Below are 16,383 nucleotides of genomic sequence, written 5' to 3'. Positions count from 1 at the left end.
AAATATCCAACAAAATATGATCGTGGTTGTTATTTTAATAACACCCACAATTAAAAAGCACATTAGGTTCATAATCTAATGTGCTTATTTCAATCAATATTTATTTTGTATTAATTCATTTAATTCCTGAATTAATTGTTTCATTACTTTTCGGGAAACAACAAAGCATCGCGTAATAAATGATCATTTCCCCGGCGACGCGTAAAACCAATGCGGTCAAAATATTCCAGAATCTGGATAGCCAATTTACGTCCAACGTTAAGCCTGTCGCGGAAATCGGCAGCACAGGTCGATCCTTTCTCCTGATCCAGTTCGCGGATCATATTGGCAAAGGCCACAATACGATCGTTACGGTAATAGCGATCTTTGACGATCGCGGTAATGATGCCTTGCTGCGCTGCTTGTCGTAACGCCACACGCATCGTCTGCTCATCTGTGCCCGTCTGTTTTGCCAAATCGCGCACCCACCACGGCTCATCGCCAAAAAGCGGTTCTGCTTTTTGCCAGATAGCCTGCTGCTCTTCGCTGAAACCGGCCTTATGATCCGGCAAATGCAGCCAGCCATGATGGCTATGGATGGCGCCGCTCTCACGCATCTTTTCAATCAGCAGCAGGACCAACGCTTCGTCTTCCATCGGCAAAGCCATACGGCGCAGGCGTTCTCGCCCTGGTCCTGGTTCATCACGGTGCTGTTCGTGGTACGTTGCCAGCGTATCAAGGACTTTCCGCTGCCAGCGCGCTGCAACGGCAGCATTCAACAGACTGTATCCCGCCTGAATAAAGCCATGCAGCTCAATCAACGGACGCATACCGTTGCCGTTGAGCTGACGCGCCCAGGCGAAGTCAGGAATATTCACCGCCCCGCGCGTCAGATGTAGCGCCAGAGCTTCGCCGTCACTCTGTACCTTCTCCAGCGCTGCCAGCCACTGCAAATATTCCGGCTTACGCTTCCCGCGACGCGGCGGATTGAGCGTTACCACGCGCGCGCCAGCCAGCGTCGTGCGGGCCGAAATATCGCGTAGCACCAGACGGTCGTTATCGGCGAGCCAGAGCGGTGTATCAAACACCAGTTCCGCCAGCGTCCCTTCAAGCAGCGAGATTCTCCCGGTGACATGGCTGGCCGCGTGGTGAAAATGCAGCGGTTGCCACTGCATCAGCGGCGCGGCATGCTCTAAAGAGACAATCACGCGGGTAAACGCCTCTGGCGGTGCATCGGACAGCAGCCAGTCGCCGCGGTTAAGCTCTTCTTTTTGTGCATCACCGGCAATATTCAGCGCAATACGTTGCCCCGCCTGCGCGCGATCGGTGGTCTGATTTTGCGCATGCAAGCTACGTACGCGCATCGGTTTGTTGACGCCCGTGAGCCACAGCGTGTCACCAACAGTCACTTCACCGCTAAGCGCCGTCCCGGTCACCACCAAACCCGCGCCTTTGACCGTAAAGGCACGGTCAATCGCCAGGCGAAAGCTGCAATCGCGGGCATGCTCGCGCGACGTTAATTGCTGTAAATGATCGCGCAGTTCTTCGATTCCACGACCTTCACTGGCAGCCGTCACGAACAGAACCGCATCGGCGAATCCATAGTTTTCAAGCGCAGTATGCACCTCAGTACGTACCGCGTTGATGCGATCGTCATCCACGCGATCGGCTTTCGTGAGCGCCACGGTGATCTGCGGGTTGCCCGTCAGTTGCAGAATTTGCAAATGCTCACGCGTTTGCGCCATCACGCCGTCATCACACGCCACCACCAGCAGCGCATGGTCGATCCCGCCGACACCCGCCAGCATGTTGGACAAAAACTTTTCGTGTCCGGGAACATCGATAAATCCCAGAATCCTTCCGTCCGGCTGCGGCCAGTAGGCATAACCGAGATCGATGGTCATGCCGCGCTTTTTTTCTTCCGGCAAACGGTCGGCATTCACGCCGGTAATCGCCTGTAATAACGTTGTTTTTCCGTGGTCAACGTGTCCGGCGGTTGCAATAATCATTTCAGCATCATCTCCATAAACCGGGTCTCGTCCTCAAGGCAGCGCAGATCCAGCCATAAGCGACCATCATAAATTCGCCCAATGATCGGCACGGGCAGCGCACGCCAACGGGCGGCCAGTGCTTCGAGGCGGCTACCGCGCCCGTCATGTGGAGTAAAGGTTAATGCCGCGCTGGGCAGCCTATCAACAGGTAGCGAACCGCTGCCTATCTGCGATAAACAAGGCATAACGTTCAGGGCGAATTCGTCGCCGTAATGATCAGCAAGCCGTGCCTGTAATTGTTGTGCCTGCGCGTGGACAGCCTCCTGCGAGCGGGTGAGCTGGCGTAACGTCGGCAACTTCGCTGCCAGCGCTTCCGGGTGCAGGTAGAGCCGCAGCGTCGCTTCCAGCGCAGCCAGCGTCATTTTATCAGCCCGTAATGCACGTTTCAGCGGATGGCTCTGTAAGCGCGCGATCATCTCTTTTTTACCGACAATAATCCCTGCCTGCGGCCCTCCCAGTAATTTATCGCCAGAGAAGCTCACCAGGCTAACGCCAGCGGCAATCAGCTGTTGCGGCATCGGCTCCTGCGGTAATCCATACTGGCTGAGATCGACCAGCGAGCCGCTGCCGAGATCCGCCACTACCGGAACATCCAGCTCCTTGCCAATAGTGGCCAGCTCTGCCTCATCCACCGACTTCGTAAAGCCTTCGATGCTGTAATTACTGGTATGCACTTTCATCAGCAGACCGGTGTTTTCATTTACCGCCTGACGATAATCTTTCGTGTGGGTCCGGTTGGTGGTACCCACTTCGCGCAGAATACATCCGGCCTGACACATCACGTCAGGAATACGAAACGCGCCGCCAATTTCTACCAGCTCTCCGCGTGAAACGACCACCTCTTTGCCGTTAGCCGTGGCCGCCAGCATCAGCAAAACCGCTGCGGCATTGTTATTGACGATACAGGCGTCTTCCGCCCCCGTCAGACGGCAGAGTAAATCCGCCAGGGCCCGATCCCGATGTCCACGCCCGGCATCATCCAGGCTGTATTCCAGCGTCACTGGCGTGCGCATCGCCTGCACCACCGCCTCGATCGCTTCTTCGGCCTGCGATGCGCGACCAAGATTGGTATGCAGCACCGTTCCGGTCAGGTTAATCACCGGACGCAGCGCACTTTGCGATTCTCGTTCCAGCCGGGCGCAGGCCTCTTGCGCCCAGTCCTCACACCATGCCGGGAGCGCGTGCGTGTCGCGAATAGCTTCTCTGGCTTCGTCGAGCATGTGACGCAGCAGGTCAACCACCCGGGTATGACCGTGAGACTCACGTAAAGCTGGGAAGGCGCTATCGCGCAATAAACGATCGATCGCAGGAAGCTGGCTGTAGAGTGAACGCATGTCGGTTGTCATGAAAGGGCCTGGCTGTTGGTGGCCCTCTCCACCGTGGAGAGGGATATCGATATAGGAAGGATTGTACCGTGACTTTGCTTAGGCGAGTATAATGTGTATCAAGCCTTTGGCGGTTCCGTACGGGCAAAACTTTCGCGTTGAAAGAGCGTTTCCACCAGTTTGACCAGACGCGGGCGATCAACACACCAGCCGGGCGCAACCCGACGGAAATTGAGATAACCGACGGCACAGGCAATCGCAATGGTTGCCAGGTTAACCGTATCCGTTTTCAGCGTACCCTCCGCCAGATAACCTTCCAGCATATCCAGACTACGGGTAATCTTTTCTCGCTGGCGTAACAGTTCGGTTTCTGACTGCTGTGCGACGGGGCGAGCCTGTTCGCGTACCGAGACTAAACCGGCATCCATAATGCCATCGGCCAGCGCTTCCAACTGGCGTACCTTCAGCGCCGCCAGTGGTTCACGCGGCAGCATCGCTGGCGCAATATCCAGCAGTTCTATGTATTCCGCGATGATCGGAGAGTCAAACCAGTACTCGCCCTCATCGGTAACCAACGCGGGCACTTTTCCTAACGGGTTATAGCGTGCCACGCCGTTATCTGCGTTATAGGGGAGTTCATTTACAAATTCGAAGGTGATGCCCTTTTCCAGTAACAGTATAGAAATTTTACGCACAAAAGGGCTGGTATAGCTGCCAATGAGTTTCATGCCGGGTCCTTTTTGCCAACAAAAATATCAGTATGGCTCAGGTCAGTGCAAATGGCAGGTGATGACGGTCTCAATGATCCAAATAAAGGTAATGCATCCAACTGGTCATGCGCAGCAGCACTTTACGCATCACTGAAACGTGAGCGAAATGGTCGGAATAGACCGCCACCTGGGCATAGATACCGTCCGGCAGCGCATCCACATCGGCATTGGGAGCCAGCTCAATCGTGGCCAGCACGCCATCGGTACCCGGCACCACCGTTAAGGACTGTAATGCTCCCTGCGCCTGATAAGAACCGCCCGGAACAACCGGCAGAATGCTGGTGAGCTTGCCGGAGAATACCTGGCCTGGCAGCGCGTTGAAGACCACTTCCGCTTCATCACCCGGTTTAAGACGCAGCAACGAATTCTGGCGGAATTGCGCCACGATTTGCCGTTTTTGTTCCGGAATAAATACCATCACCGGGCGCAGAGGCAGCGCGGCGGCATAGGTCCCGGGCCGGATAAGCACCTGCGTTACATAACCGTTGCTGGGCGCACGTACGATAGTCTGCTCAAGATTGTATTTGGCTTCAGCGAGCTGGGCGCGCAGAGACGCAACCTGAGATTGCTCTCCATTGACCATACTGTCTAACTGGCTCTGAATCTGCGTCTGTTCAGCAACTGAGCCTTTGACCAGCGCATCCTGCGCCAGATAGTTTTGCCGGGCGTTGTCGATGTCGCTTTCAGAGAATGGATTAACCTTCGCCTGGCTGCCCTTCAAATAGCGTTGATAATCTTTATACAGGCGATCTCGTTCAGCGGAAACGCGGGTGGTATTGGCTACGGCTTCAGACAGCTGCGCTTTCATATTGTCGATGTTGTGCGTAGCGGTCACCAGGTCGGCCTGCAGCCTGTCGACCCGCGCCTGATAACGAACGGGATCGAGTTTAAATAACACCTCGCCTTTTTTAATCAGCTGATTATTTTTATCTGTCACCTCACTAACAATTCCGGTGACCTGTGGGGTAACAGGAATTGAAATAACCGCCTTTTGCGCCGTAAAGGTATACGGGTGGTTATAGTTCATTAATAAAATGAGTCCCGCCACAATAAACACCCCACCTAATGCGGCGGTAGCAAGCGTCCATTGATTTACCGGAATACGGAATATTTTAAAAATGGCCCAGGCGAATGCCACATAGGTCAGGACAATCAACAAGTCCATGATCAAATCTCCGGAAAGGTGGAGTTATCGTTTTTTTTCTCCCCATCCAGTCTATTTTCCAACTGGGTGATGCGCGCGGCCAGCGCGGCAATTTCAGGGTCAGGTTCCTTCCCGGACGGCGTGATGTGTGACTGCATTCCCCAGCCTCGTTCTGGCTGATAGAGCGTGGCCCAGATCCACAGGAAGGGCCAAATAACATGCAGCGTAAATAAACTCACCCAACCCGCCGTATGGATGGCATCGGCATGGGGATGGTTGCGCTTCTTAGCCATGTTATAGGGAATATCATGGATGGCGATGATTCCGTAAAACAGAACCAGAAAAACGAAGATCAGCACACCTAACGCGAAATAGTTTAGAAACATACCCGCCTCGTATTCACGCTAATCAGAGCTTTCAATTGCAGGCAGCCGAAAGGAGTCATGGCTGGTAATTTGAACATAATTGCAGTTAGTCATTTCCGCCATACCACCAGGGTATAAATTTTCAGGTTGATGGCTTGCGGGGTAGTTGCAAGAAATAGGTGATGAAACAGAATCCGCTCCAGATCACACCAGGAGAAATCCAGACAAATATTTATTGCGAAGTAGATCACAAATACCCAACAAACAGCCAAAGCAAAAACGTGAACAACTTCACACTTAACGCCCATTTTTAGCCAATTCTTGACCTGTGATGTTTTTTTGTACCGATATTTTGTGATGAAAATCACATTAACTAACGCCATACACCCTATATTTACGTGACAAACGTCACATAAAAAGCCATCGACTGGACAGTTGAACGATTCAGTGCCAGATTTCGCAGTATCTACAGGGTCCGGCTACCTCCTGCCGCTACATTAACAAACCTCGGGCTTTTAGCCTGCGCGACAGCAAACATAAGAAGGGGTGTTTTTATGTCATCCGATATTAAGATCAAAGTGCAAAGCTTTGGTCGATTCCTCAGTAACATGGTGATGCCAAATATCGGCGCGTTTATCGCGTGGGGTATTATCACCGCATTATTCATTCCGACAGGGTGGTTGCCGAACGAAACGCTGGCGAAGCTTGTCGGCCCAATGATCACCTATCTGTTGCCGCTGCTGATCGGTTATACCGGTGGTAAGCTGGTTGGCGGCGAGCGTGGCGGCGTGGTGGGTGCTATCACCACCATGGGCGTTATCGTCGGTGCCGATATGCCAATGTTCCTCGGCGCGATGATCGCAGGTCCGCTGGGCGGCTGGGCTATCAAACATTTCGACAACTGGGTAGACGGTAAGATCAAGTCCGGTTTTGAGATGCTGGTGAATAACTTCTCCGCAGGCATCATCGGGATGATCCTCGCCATTCTGGCATTCCTTGGCATTGGCCCATTGGTTGAAGCACTGTCCAAAATCCTGGCGGCAGGCGTTAACTTCATGGTTGTCCATGACATGCTGCCGCTGGCGTCTATCTTCGTTGAACCGGCGAAAATCCTGTTCCTCAACAACGCCATCAACCACGGTATTTTCTCACCGCTGGGTATTCAGCAGTCCCACGAGATGGGCAAATCCATCTTCTTCCTGATTGAAGCTAACCCGGGTCCGGGTATGGGCGTTCTGCTGGCATACATGTTCTTCGGTCGCGGCAGCGCTAAGCAGTCTGCAGGCGGCGCGGCTATCATCCACTTCCTGGGTGGTATCCACGAAATTTACTTCCCGTACGTGCTGATGAACCCGCGTCTGATCCTGGCCGTTATCCTCGGCGGTATGACTGGCGTATTTACCCTGACTATCCTGAACGGCGGCCTGGTTTCTCCGGCTTCTCCGGGTTCTATCCTGGCCGTGCTGGCAATGACGCCGAAGGGTGCTTACTTCGCGAACATCGCTGCTATTTGTGCCGCAATGGCTGTCTCCTTTGTCGTCTCAGCCATTCTGCTGAAAACCAGCAAAGTGAAAGAAGATGATGACATTGATGCCGCAACTCGTCGTATGCACGACATGAAAGCGGAATCCAAAGGTGCATCTCCGCTGGCGGCTGGCGACGTGACTAACGACCTGAGCCATGTGCGTAAAATCATCGTTGCCTGCGATGCGGGTATGGGCTCCAGCGCCATGGGTGCGGGCGTACTGCGCAAGAAAGTGCAGGATGCCGGTCTGTCTCAGATTTCCGTCACCAACAGCGCGATTAACAATCTGCCGCCGGATGTCGATCTGGTCATTACCCACCGTGACCTGACCGAACGTGCGATGCGCCAGGTGCCTCAGGCGCAACACATTTCGCTGACCAACTTCCTCGACAGCGGCCTGTACGCCAGCCTGACCGAACGTCTGGTTGCTGCACAGCGCCACAACGTGAACGAAGAGAAAGTCCGCGATCACCTGAAAGACAGCTTTGAAGAGGGTGATACCCACCTGTTCAAACTGGGTGCGGAGAATATATTCCTCGGCCGTAAAGCCACTAACAAAGAAGAAGCGATTCGCTTTGCCGGTGAGCAACTGGTGAAAGGCGGCTACGTTGAGCCAGAATACGTCGAGGCGATGCTGGACCGCGAAAAACTGACCCCGACTTACCTCGGTGAGTCCATCGCAGTGCCGCACGGTACGGTTGAAGCCAAAGACCGCGTGCTGAAAACCGGCGTGGTGTTCTGCCAGTACCCGGAAGGCGTGCGCTTCGGTGAAGAAGAAGACGATATTGCCCGCCTGGTCATTGGTATCGCCGCACGTAACAATGAACATATCCAGGTGATCACCAGCCTGACCAACGCTCTGGATGACGAATCCGTGATCGAACGTCTGGCCCATACCACCAGCGTGGATGAAGTTCTGGAACTGCTGGCTGGTAAAAAAGCTTAACCATTAAGTATCTCCAAAATAGTTCGAGCTGCAGAAAGGCGGCAACGCAGCGAATCCCCAGGAGCGTACATAAGTACGTGACTGGGGTGAGCGAGGAGATCCAACGCATCTGCAGTTCGAAATATGAAGGCGATATCCTCTCCCTTGTGGAGAGGGTTAGGTTGAGGGAAACGCCTCACCCCAGCCCTCTTGGGTAAAAACATTAATGAAGGTTAATACTATGAAAGCATTACATTTTGGCGCAGGTAATATCGGTCGTGGCTTTATCGGCAAACTGCTGGCGGACGCGGGGATACAACTGACGTTCGCGGATGTAAACCAGGTCGTGCTCGATGCCCTGAATGCCCGTCATAGCTATCAGGTTCATGTGGTGGGTGAAAACGAGCAGGTTGATACCGTTTCCGGCGTCAACGCCGTGAGCAGCATCGGCGATGATGTTGTCGACCTGATTGCCCACGTAGATTTAGTCACTACCGCCGTCGGTCCGGTCGTGCTTGAGCGTATCGCTCCGGCCATCGCCAAAGGGCTGGTTAAACGCAAGGCGCAGGGCATCGCCACTCCGCTGAATATTATCGCCTGTGAAAACATGGTGCGCGGAACCACCCAGTTGAAAGGCCACGTTATGAACGCGCTGGCAGATGAAGACAAATCTTGGGTTGAAGAACATGTTGGCTTCGTCGATTCCGCCGTGGACCGCATTGTTCCCCCTTCGGCTTCTGCGACCAACGATCCGCTGGAAGTCACCGTCGAAACCTTCAGTGAGTGGATTGTCGACAAAACACAGTTCAAAGGCGAACTGCCTAACATCCCGGGAATGGAATTAACTGATAACCTGATGGCATTTGTCGAACGTAAACTCTTCACGCTGAACACCGGGCATGCTATAACCGCGTACCTCGGAAAATTGACCGGTCATCAGACCATCCGTGACGCGATTCTCGACGAGAAAATCCGTGCAGTGGTAAAAGGTGCGATGGAAGAGAGCGGCGCGGTACTGATCAAACGCTATGGCTTTGATGCAGCAAAACATGCGGCATACATTCAGAAAATCCTCGGTCGCTTTGAAAACCCGTATCTGAAAGATGACGTTGAGCGCGTGGGGCGTCAGCCGCTGCGTAAACTGAGCGCGGGCGACCGTCTGATTAAACCGCTGCTGGGCACGCTGGAGTATGGCTTGCCGCACGCGAATCTGGTCACCGGTATTGCTGCAGCGATGCACTATCGCAGTGAAGAAGATCCGCAGGCCCAGGAACTGGCCGCGCTGATTGACGAAAAAGGTCCACAGGCCGCGCTGGCGCAGGTTTCCGGTCTGGATGCCAACAGTGATGTGGTGGCGGAGGCGGTTAACGCATATAACGCAACCAAATGATAGAGAATGTGGCGCAGGTCAGCCTGCGCCCAAATGACAGATTGTCAGATATGCAGGCAATAATGGAACAAACGCAGGCCTTTGAAAATCGTGTGCTTGAGCGTCTGAATGCTGGCAAAACCGTACGCAGCTTCCTCATCACCGCCGTAGAACTGCTCACCGAAGCGGTGAATATCCTTGTGCTTCAGGTATTTCGCAAAGACGACTATGCGGTAAAATATGCCGTAGAACCCCTGCTCGACGGCGACGGTCCGCTGGGCGATCTTTCCGTTCGTCTGAAGCTAATTTACGGTCTGGGCGTACTCAGCCGGCCGGAGTATGAAGATGCGGAGCTTCTGATGGCGCTGCGGGAAGAGTTAAACCATGACGGTAATGAATACGCGTTCACCGACGACGAAATTCTTGGCCCGTTTGGCGAACTCCACTGCGTGACGGCACTCCCGCCGCCACCGCAGTTTGATACCTCAGACTCAGGTTTGCACGCAATGCAGATTCAGCGCTACCAGCAGATGGTACGCTCCACGATGGTACTTTCCCTGACCGAGCTGATTTCTAAAATCAGCTTAAAAAAAGCCTTTCAAAAATAAGACCCTGCAGGCTTACTTCTCTTCCTGCTGCGGTCGATACAGCTGCCGATAATACGCCAGACGTTGCAGATACAGCTGCGCATTCTCCTGCGGTATTTCAGTAGGGACAACGTTGCGCGGTGGTGTTTTATTCAGATATTCGCGAAAAGCCTGGCTTGAAGCCATAAAATCGACCGTCTTATCAATAAGGGCCGAAACGTTCTCACCTATTTTCGCCATAATCTTCCCTCCTCCATGTATTAACCGCGCTCAGCCTGCGCGGTTGCTCATTTAAGTTTAGGATCGGTTGGGCGATTATATTGAGGAAAACGTGCTTCACTATGAACCCGTCAATAAAAAGCACCACGGCCGACCTTATCACTTAAAATTCCTTATTAATCAAAATAGTAGTATTTTCATTAGCTGAATAATACTTGCAACATTTGATTATTTATCTGCGATTAGTTGTGAATAATCCCGCTCTGCGCGCATACTATAGGATATTCATCCTATTTTTATCAGAAGCTATCCTATGAAAGAAGTCGAAAAAAACGAAATTAAACGCCTGAGCGATCGTCTGGACGCTATCCGCCACCAGCAGGCAGACCTGTCCCTGGTTGAAGCCGCCGACAAATATGCCGAGCTGGAGCAAGAGAAAGAAACGCTGGAAACCGAGATCGCGCGTCTGCGTGACGTCCACGGCCAGAAGCTGAGCAAAGAAGCGCAAAAGCTGGCGAAACTTCCTTTCCGTCGTGCTATCACCAAAAAAGAACAGGCCGACATGGGCAAGCTGAAGAAGAGCGTGCGCGGCCTGATCGTCGTTCACCCGATGACCGAGCTTGGCCGTGAAATGGGCCTGAAAGAGATGACGGGCTTCGCGAAGAGCGAGTTCTGATCTCCCACCGGGCAACATTCGCTTGCCCGGTCCTTCCCTTCTCCTCGCAATTGGCCCTACCAATTTCAACCAGATCCTACCAGCACCTCACATTTCATTAAAATGTGCGTACAATACCGTTGCCAATAAATAACATTTGATTAACCATTCATTGTCATTACCCCTACACAACAATATTGGCAGGGCCACTTTTACACATAATGTGACCAGGAGATGAGCACAGACTCATTCCATTATGTCGGCGGCCCCCAGGAGACCTGCAATGAATCTCTGGCAACAGAACTACGACCCGGCCGGTAACATCTGGCTTTCCAGTCTGATCGCATCGCTCCCTATCCTGTTCTTTTTCTTCGCCCTGATTAAGCTCAAGCTGAAAGGCTATGTTGCGGCGTCATGGACGGTGGTGATCGCTCTGACGGTCGCCCTGCTGTTTTACAAAATGCCGGTCGATCACGCTCTGGCTTCCGTGGTGTACGGCTTCTTCTATGGTCTGTGGCCAATTGCCTGGATCATTATCGCCGCGGTATTCGTCTATAAAATCTCGGTGAAAACCGGGCAGTTCGACATCATCCGCTCCTCAATACTCTCGATTACCCCGGACCAACGTCTGCAAATGCTGATTGTCGGTTTCTCCTTTGGGGCATTCCTCGAAGGGGCGGCAGGATTTGGCGCTCCGGTAGCGATTACCGCCGCACTGCTGGTTGGTCTGGGCTTTAATCCTCTGTACGCGGCAGGTTTGTGTCTGATCGTAAACACCGCTCCGGTCGCTTTTGGCGCAATGGGCATTCCGATTCTGGTTGCCGGTCAGGTTACCGGGCTGGATAGCTTCGAGATTGGTCAGATGGTGGGCCGTCAGTTACCGTTCCTGACCATTATCGTGTTGTTCTGGATTATGGCGATTATGGATGGCTGGCGCGGCGTAAAAGAGACCTGGCCTGCGGTGATGGTCGCTGGCGGCTCGTTTGCTATCGCGCAGTACCTCAGCTCTAACTTTATCGGGCCAGAACTGCCAGACATTATCTCGTCTCTGGTTTCGCTGGTCTGCCTGACGCTGTTCCTGAAACGCTGGCAGCCGGTACGCATCTTCCGCTTTGGCGATATGGGCGCTTCACAGGTCGATCAGACGCTGGCTCGCACCCACTATACCGCTGGACAGGTGGTCCGCGCCTGGTCTCCGTTCCTGTTCCTGACCGCCACCGTCACGCTGTGGAGCGTACCGCCGTTTAAAGCGCTGTTTGCACCAGGCGGCGCGATGTACCACTGGGTGGTCAATATTCCGGTTCCGTACCTCGATAAGCTGGTTGCCCGTATGCCGCCGGTCGTACACGAAGCCACAGCCTACGCGGCGGTGTATAAATTTGACTGGTTCTCCGCAACCGGTACCGCGATTTTGTTTGCCGCCCTGCTGTCTATCGTCTGGTTGAAGATGAAGCCGTCCGCAGCGCTGCAGACTTTTGGCAGCACGCTGAAAGATCTGGCATTACCTATTTACTCCATCGGAATGGTGCTGGCATTCGCGTTTATCTCAAACTACTCCGGGCTTTCATCAACCCTGGCGTTGGCCCTGGCACACACCGGCAGCGCGTTTACCTTCTTCTCACCGTTCCTCGGCTGGCTGGGGGTATTTCTGACCGGGTCCGACACCTCATCAAACGCACTGTTTGCCGCCCTGCAGGCTACGGCTGCTCAGCAAATCGGCGTTTCGGATGTGCTGATGGTTGCGGCAAATACCACCGGCGGCGTGACCGGCAAGATGATCTCGCCGCAATCTATCGCTATCGCCTGTGCGGCAGTGGGACTAGTGGGGAAAGAGTCTGACCTGTTCCGCTTTACCGTGAAACACAGCCTGATTTTCACCTGCATGGTGGGTGTGATTACCACGCTGCAGGCCTATGTCTTAACCTGGATGATTCCATGATAGTGATGCCCAGACGCCTGTCAGACGAAGTCGCATCTCGTGTGCGGGCGCTGATTGAAGAACAACAGCTGGAGGCGGGCATGAAGTTGCCCGCTGAGCGCCAACTGGCCGTACAGCTCGGCGTATCGCGTAACTCGCTGCGCGAGGCGTTAGCAAAGCTGGTCAGTGAAGGCGTACTGATTAGCCGTCGTGGCGGCGGGACGTTTATCCGCTGGCAGCATGAGGCCTGGTCTGAACAAAACATCGTTCAGCCGCTGAAAACCCTACTGGCGGACGATCCTGATTACAGTTTCGATATTCTGGAGGCCCGCCACGCCATCGAAGCCAGTACCGCCTGGCACGCTGCCATGCGGGCCACCGCCGCGGATAAAGAGAAAATCAGGCTCTGTTTCGAGGCCACGCAAAGCGAAGATCCGGATCTCGCCTCGCAGGCTGACGTTCGTTTTCATCTCGCCATTGCGGAAGCCTCGCACAACGTGGTGCTGTTGCAGACCATGCGCGGTTTCTTCGACGTCCTGCAGTCTTCGGTAAAACAGAGCCGCCAACGTATGTACCTGGTACCGCCCGTATTTTCTCAACTGACGGCGCAGCATCAGGCCGTGCTGGACGCCATTGTTGCCGGGGATGCCGACGGGGCGCGTAAGGCCATGATGGCGCACCTCAGTTTTGTCCACACCACAATTAAACGATTTGATGAAGATCAGGCCCGGCAGGCGCGTATTACTCGCCTGCCGGGTGATCCTGGTGAGAATAGCAGGGAGAACAACACATGATTATTTCAGCAGCCAGCGACTATCGCGCCGCAGCCCAGCGCATCCTGCCCCCCTTCTTGTTCCACTATATTGACGGCGGGGCGTATGCCGAGCACACCTTGCGCCGTAACGTGGCAGACCTGTCAGAGGTGGCGCTGCGCCAGCGCGTACTGAAGAATATGTCTGACCTGAGCCTGGAAACCAAGCTGTTCAACGAAACACTCTCCATGCCGGTAGCCCTCGCGCCTGTCGGTTTGTGCGGCATGTACGCACGCCGGGGCGAGGTTCAGGCCGCCGCCGCCGCTGATGCCAAAGGCATTCCGTTTACGCTTTCCACAGTGTCCGTATGTCCGATTGAAGAAGTCGCCCCGACCATCAAGCGTCCGATGTGGTTCCAGCTGTATGTGCTGCGCGATCGCGGTTTTATGCGTAACGCACTGGAGCGCGCCAAAGCGGCGGGTTGCTCCACGCTGGTCTTTACCGTCGATATGCCAACGCCTGGCGCACGCTACCGTGATGCCCATTCCGGTATGAGCGGTCCAAATGCGGCACTGCGGCGCTACTGGCAAGCAGTCACTCATCCACAGTGGGCATGGGACGTGGGTCTGAACGGTCGCCCGCATGATTTAGGCAATATTTCGACTTATCTTGGCAAACCCACCGGCCTTGAAGATTACATCGGCTGGCTGGCGAATAACTTCGATCCGTCGATTTCCTGGAAAGACCTCGAGTGGATCCGTGAATTCTGGGATGGTCCGATGGTGATCAAAGGGATCCTCGACCCTGAAGATGCCCGCGACGCCGTACGCTTTGGCGCGGATGGCATCGTTGTCTCTAACCACGGTGGCCGTCAGTTAGATGGCGTGCTGTCTTCAGCTCGTGCGCTGCCCGCCATTGCCGATGCGGTGAAAGGCGATATCACCATTCTGGCTGATAGCGGGATCCGCAATGGTCTGGACGTTGTACGCATGATAGCGCTGGGCGCGGATAGCGTGCTGCTGGGGCGTGCTTATCTGTACGCGCTGGCAACCCACGGCCAGGCCGGTGTGGCGAATCTGCTGAACCTGATCGAGAAAGAGATGAAGGTGGCGATGACCCTGACCGGTGCGAAGTCGATTAGCGAAATCAGCCGTGATTCGCTGGTACAGGAACTGGGTAAGAGCCTGCCTGCCGCGCTGGCACCTCTGGTCCAGGGTAGCGCAGCGTAACAACATCCCCGTAAACCCCATTTTCTGAATGGTCGGTCTGTTTTCAGCCCGACCATTTTTTATCCAAAAATAACGACCAGTTAACATTTACAACCAATATATTTGACAACTTTTTATCCACCTGCCAAATGTATAGACAAGCTAATACAACAGCATTTTATACATATAACAACCATCATAACGGGCGAGGGTGACATGGCTTATTCCGGAAAAGTGAATATCCAGCAGGCGATAGATGACAGTGCTTTTTCGCGTTTCCACTGGGTCATTATTGTCCTGGGTTTTCTGGTTTTAGCCATTGACGGCTTCGATACGGCGGCGATGGGCTATATTGCCCCCACGCTTTCAGCCGACTGGGGCATCAAGAAACAAGACCTTGGACCGGTGTTAAGCGCCGCGCTATTAGGCCTCTCATTTGGTGCCCTGCTGGCCGGACCGATTTCCGATCGTATGGGGCGTAAGCGCGTCCTGGTCTTTTCCTGTCTGTTCTTTGGCCTCGCCAGTCTGGGAACCGCCTATGCCCAGACGCTGAATATGCTCACGTTTTGGCGCTTTCTCACCGGGCTTGGGCTTGGCGCGGCAATGCCCAATGCCATCACCCTGGTGTCAGAATTCGCCCCGAAACGCTGTCGTTCAATGGCGATTAACACCATGTACTGTGGCTTTCCGTTAGGGGCTGCGGGCGGCGGCGTGATCTCCTCCTGGCTGATCCCCAACTACGGCTGGCACAGTGTTCTGCTTGCTGGTGCGATCGCCCCACTGGTCCTCACCGTACTGTTGGTGCTGTTCCTGCCGGAGTCGGTTAAGTATCTGGTTCACCGCGGTAAAGGGGTTGCACAGATTAAACGCATTGCTCAACGCTTTATGTCGGGAAGTCTGGAACAGGTTACCCAGTTTTATCTGGATGAAGACCGTATCACGGTCAAAAAAAGCAGCGTGGCACAGTTATTTAGTATGCCCTGGCTGCCGGGTACGCTGATGCTCTGGATGACCTACTTTATGGGGCTGGTTATCTATTACGTGCTGCTGAGCTGGATGCCAACGCTGATGCTGGGAATGGGCTATCCGCTGGCCGAATCCGCCTGGCTGACATCGCTGTTTACCTTTGGCGGTACGGCGGGGATCCTGCTGGCCGGTTGGTTAATGGACCGCTGGGAAGCCCATAAAGTGGTCTCACTCGGCTTCATTCTGACGATGCTGTTTGCCCTCGCTCTCGGGTTTGAACATAACCACATCATCTTGTTCGGCGCACTGATCTTCCTGATGGGGATTACCATGAACGGCGCGCAGTCCGGGCTGCAGACGCTGGCCGCCACGTTTTATCCAACCCACTGCCGTGCGACGGGCATTGCCTGGATGCAGGGCGTGGGCCGCTTCGGCGGCGTAGCCGGAACGATGATGAGCGCCCAGTTGCTTTCCCTGCAATGGCAGGCAGACAGTATCTTAATGTTCCTCAGCCTTCCGGCCCTGGTCGCTGCTGCCGCGACAATTTACAAGCTGCAACGCTATAAACCGCACGCGCTGACCGTCGCATAGTACCCGCTCTTTCTGCTATTCTGCCCCCCGTTAT

Annotated in this window: 14 protein-coding genes; 8 read left to right on the top strand and 6 right to left on the bottom strand. The window is 54.2% G+C overall.

Annotated elements, in window-relative coordinates; translation table 11 throughout:
• Positions 1-143 precede the first annotated feature (143 nt).
• From selB to HV350_RS00920, 5 genes are all read right to left on the bottom strand, one after another.
• A complete protein-coding gene (gene selB / locus HV350_RS00940; protein ID WP_181629614.1) occupies positions 144-1,988 on the bottom strand; it encodes a selenocysteine-specific translation elongation factor in 1,845 nt (614 codons plus the stop codon).
• A complete protein-coding gene (gene selA, locus HV350_RS00935; RefSeq protein WP_016154951.1) occupies positions 1,985-3,376 on the bottom strand; it encodes an L-seryl-tRNA(Sec) selenium transferase in 1,392 nt (463 codons plus the stop codon). Before selA ends, selB begins: the two co-directional genes overlap by 4 nt.
• A gap of 98 nt (positions 3,377-3,474) precedes the next feature.
• A complete protein-coding gene (locus HV350_RS00930) occupies positions 3,475-4,083 on the bottom strand; it encodes a glutathione S-transferase (RefSeq protein WP_046275795.1) in 609 nt (202 codons plus the stop codon).
• Between the two features lie 70 nt (positions 4,084-4,153).
• Positions 4,154-5,290, bottom strand: coding sequence for an HlyD family secretion protein (locus tag HV350_RS00925; RefSeq protein WP_016157740.1), 1,137 nt, complete (start codon positions 5,288-5,290; stop codon positions 4,154-4,156).
• Positions 5,291-5,292: 2 nt separating this feature from the next.
• Positions 5,293-5,655, bottom strand: coding sequence for a DUF3302 domain-containing protein (locus HV350_RS00920; protein WP_016154955.1), 363 nt, complete (start codon positions 5,653-5,655; stop codon positions 5,293-5,295).
• Between the two features lie 533 nt (positions 5,656-6,188).
• Here HV350_RS00920 and mtlA point away from each other — a divergent pair.
• The 3 genes from mtlA to mtlR all read left to right on the top strand — a co-directional run bounded on the left by mtlA (position 6,189) and on the right by mtlR (position 10,061).
• The gene (gene mtlA, locus HV350_RS00915; protein WP_016154956.1) at positions 6,189-8,105 is read left to right on the top strand and encodes a PTS mannitol transporter subunit IICBA; all 1,917 of its coding nucleotides are present in this window, start codon (positions 6,189-6,191) and stop codon (positions 8,103-8,105) included.
• 220 nt (positions 8,106-8,325) lie between these two features.
• On the top strand, positions 8,326-9,474 hold the full coding sequence (gene mtlD / locus HV350_RS00910) for a mannitol-1-phosphate 5-dehydrogenase (protein ID WP_047415823.1): 1,149 nt from the start codon (positions 8,326-8,328) through the stop codon (positions 9,472-9,474).
• Positions 9,471-10,061, top strand: a complete 591-nt coding sequence (gene mtlR / locus HV350_RS00905; RefSeq protein ID WP_005120486.1) for a mannitol operon repressor MtlR — start codon at positions 9,471-9,473, stop codon at positions 10,059-10,061. Before mtlD ends, mtlR begins: the two co-directional genes overlap by 4 nt.
• A 12-nt stretch (positions 10,062-10,073) precedes the next feature.
• Here mtlR and HV350_RS00900 read toward each other — a convergent pair whose 3' ends face one another.
• Positions 10,074-10,280 carry a hypothetical protein gene (locus tag HV350_RS00900; protein ID WP_016154958.1) on the bottom strand — a complete coding sequence of 69 codons (207 nt, stop codon included), beginning with the start codon at positions 10,278-10,280 and terminating at the stop codon, positions 10,074-10,076.
• 292 nt (positions 10,281-10,572) lie between these two features.
• Here HV350_RS00900 and HV350_RS00895 point away from each other — a divergent pair, with 292 nt between their 5' ends.
• The 5 genes from HV350_RS00895 to HV350_RS00875 all read left to right on the top strand — a co-directional run bounded on the left by HV350_RS00895 (position 10,573) and on the right by HV350_RS00875 (position 16,349).
• The gene (locus tag HV350_RS00895; RefSeq protein ID WP_016154959.1) at positions 10,573-10,935 is read left to right on the top strand and encodes a YibL family ribosome-associated protein; all 363 of its coding nucleotides are present in this window, start codon (positions 10,573-10,575) and stop codon (positions 10,933-10,935) included.
• A 262-nt stretch (positions 10,936-11,197) separates the two neighbouring features.
• Complete coding sequence (lldP, locus tag HV350_RS00890; RefSeq protein ID WP_016154960.1) at positions 11,198-12,853, top strand: L-lactate permease; 1,656 nt, start codon at positions 11,198-11,200, stop codon at positions 12,851-12,853.
• Positions 12,850-13,626 carry a transcriptional regulator LldR gene (gene lldR / locus HV350_RS00885; RefSeq protein ID WP_003024170.1) on the top strand — a complete coding sequence of 259 codons (777 nt, stop codon included), beginning with the start codon at positions 12,850-12,852 and terminating at the stop codon, positions 13,624-13,626. Before lldP ends, lldR begins: the two co-directional genes overlap by 4 nt.
• On the top strand, positions 13,623-14,813 hold the full coding sequence (gene lldD, locus HV350_RS00880; protein ID WP_016154962.1) for an FMN-dependent L-lactate dehydrogenase LldD: 1,191 nt from the start codon (positions 13,623-13,625) through the stop codon (positions 14,811-14,813). The genes lldR and lldD overlap by 4 nt, the downstream gene beginning before the upstream one ends.
• Before the next feature lie 195 nt (positions 14,814-15,008).
• Complete coding sequence (locus HV350_RS00875) at positions 15,009-16,349, top strand: aromatic acid/H+ symport family MFS transporter (RefSeq protein WP_046275748.1); 1,341 nt, start codon at positions 15,009-15,011, stop codon at positions 16,347-16,349.
• Positions 16,350-16,383 lie beyond the last annotated feature (34 nt).

Source organism: Citrobacter sp. RHBSTW-01013 (assembly GCF_013781985.1).
Taxonomy (GTDB): domain Bacteria; phylum Pseudomonadota; class Gammaproteobacteria; order Enterobacterales; family Enterobacteriaceae; genus Citrobacter; species Citrobacter braakii.
The sequence above is the reverse complement of the archived record's forward strand: the minus strand, read 5'-3'. Positions and strand labels throughout refer to the sequence as shown.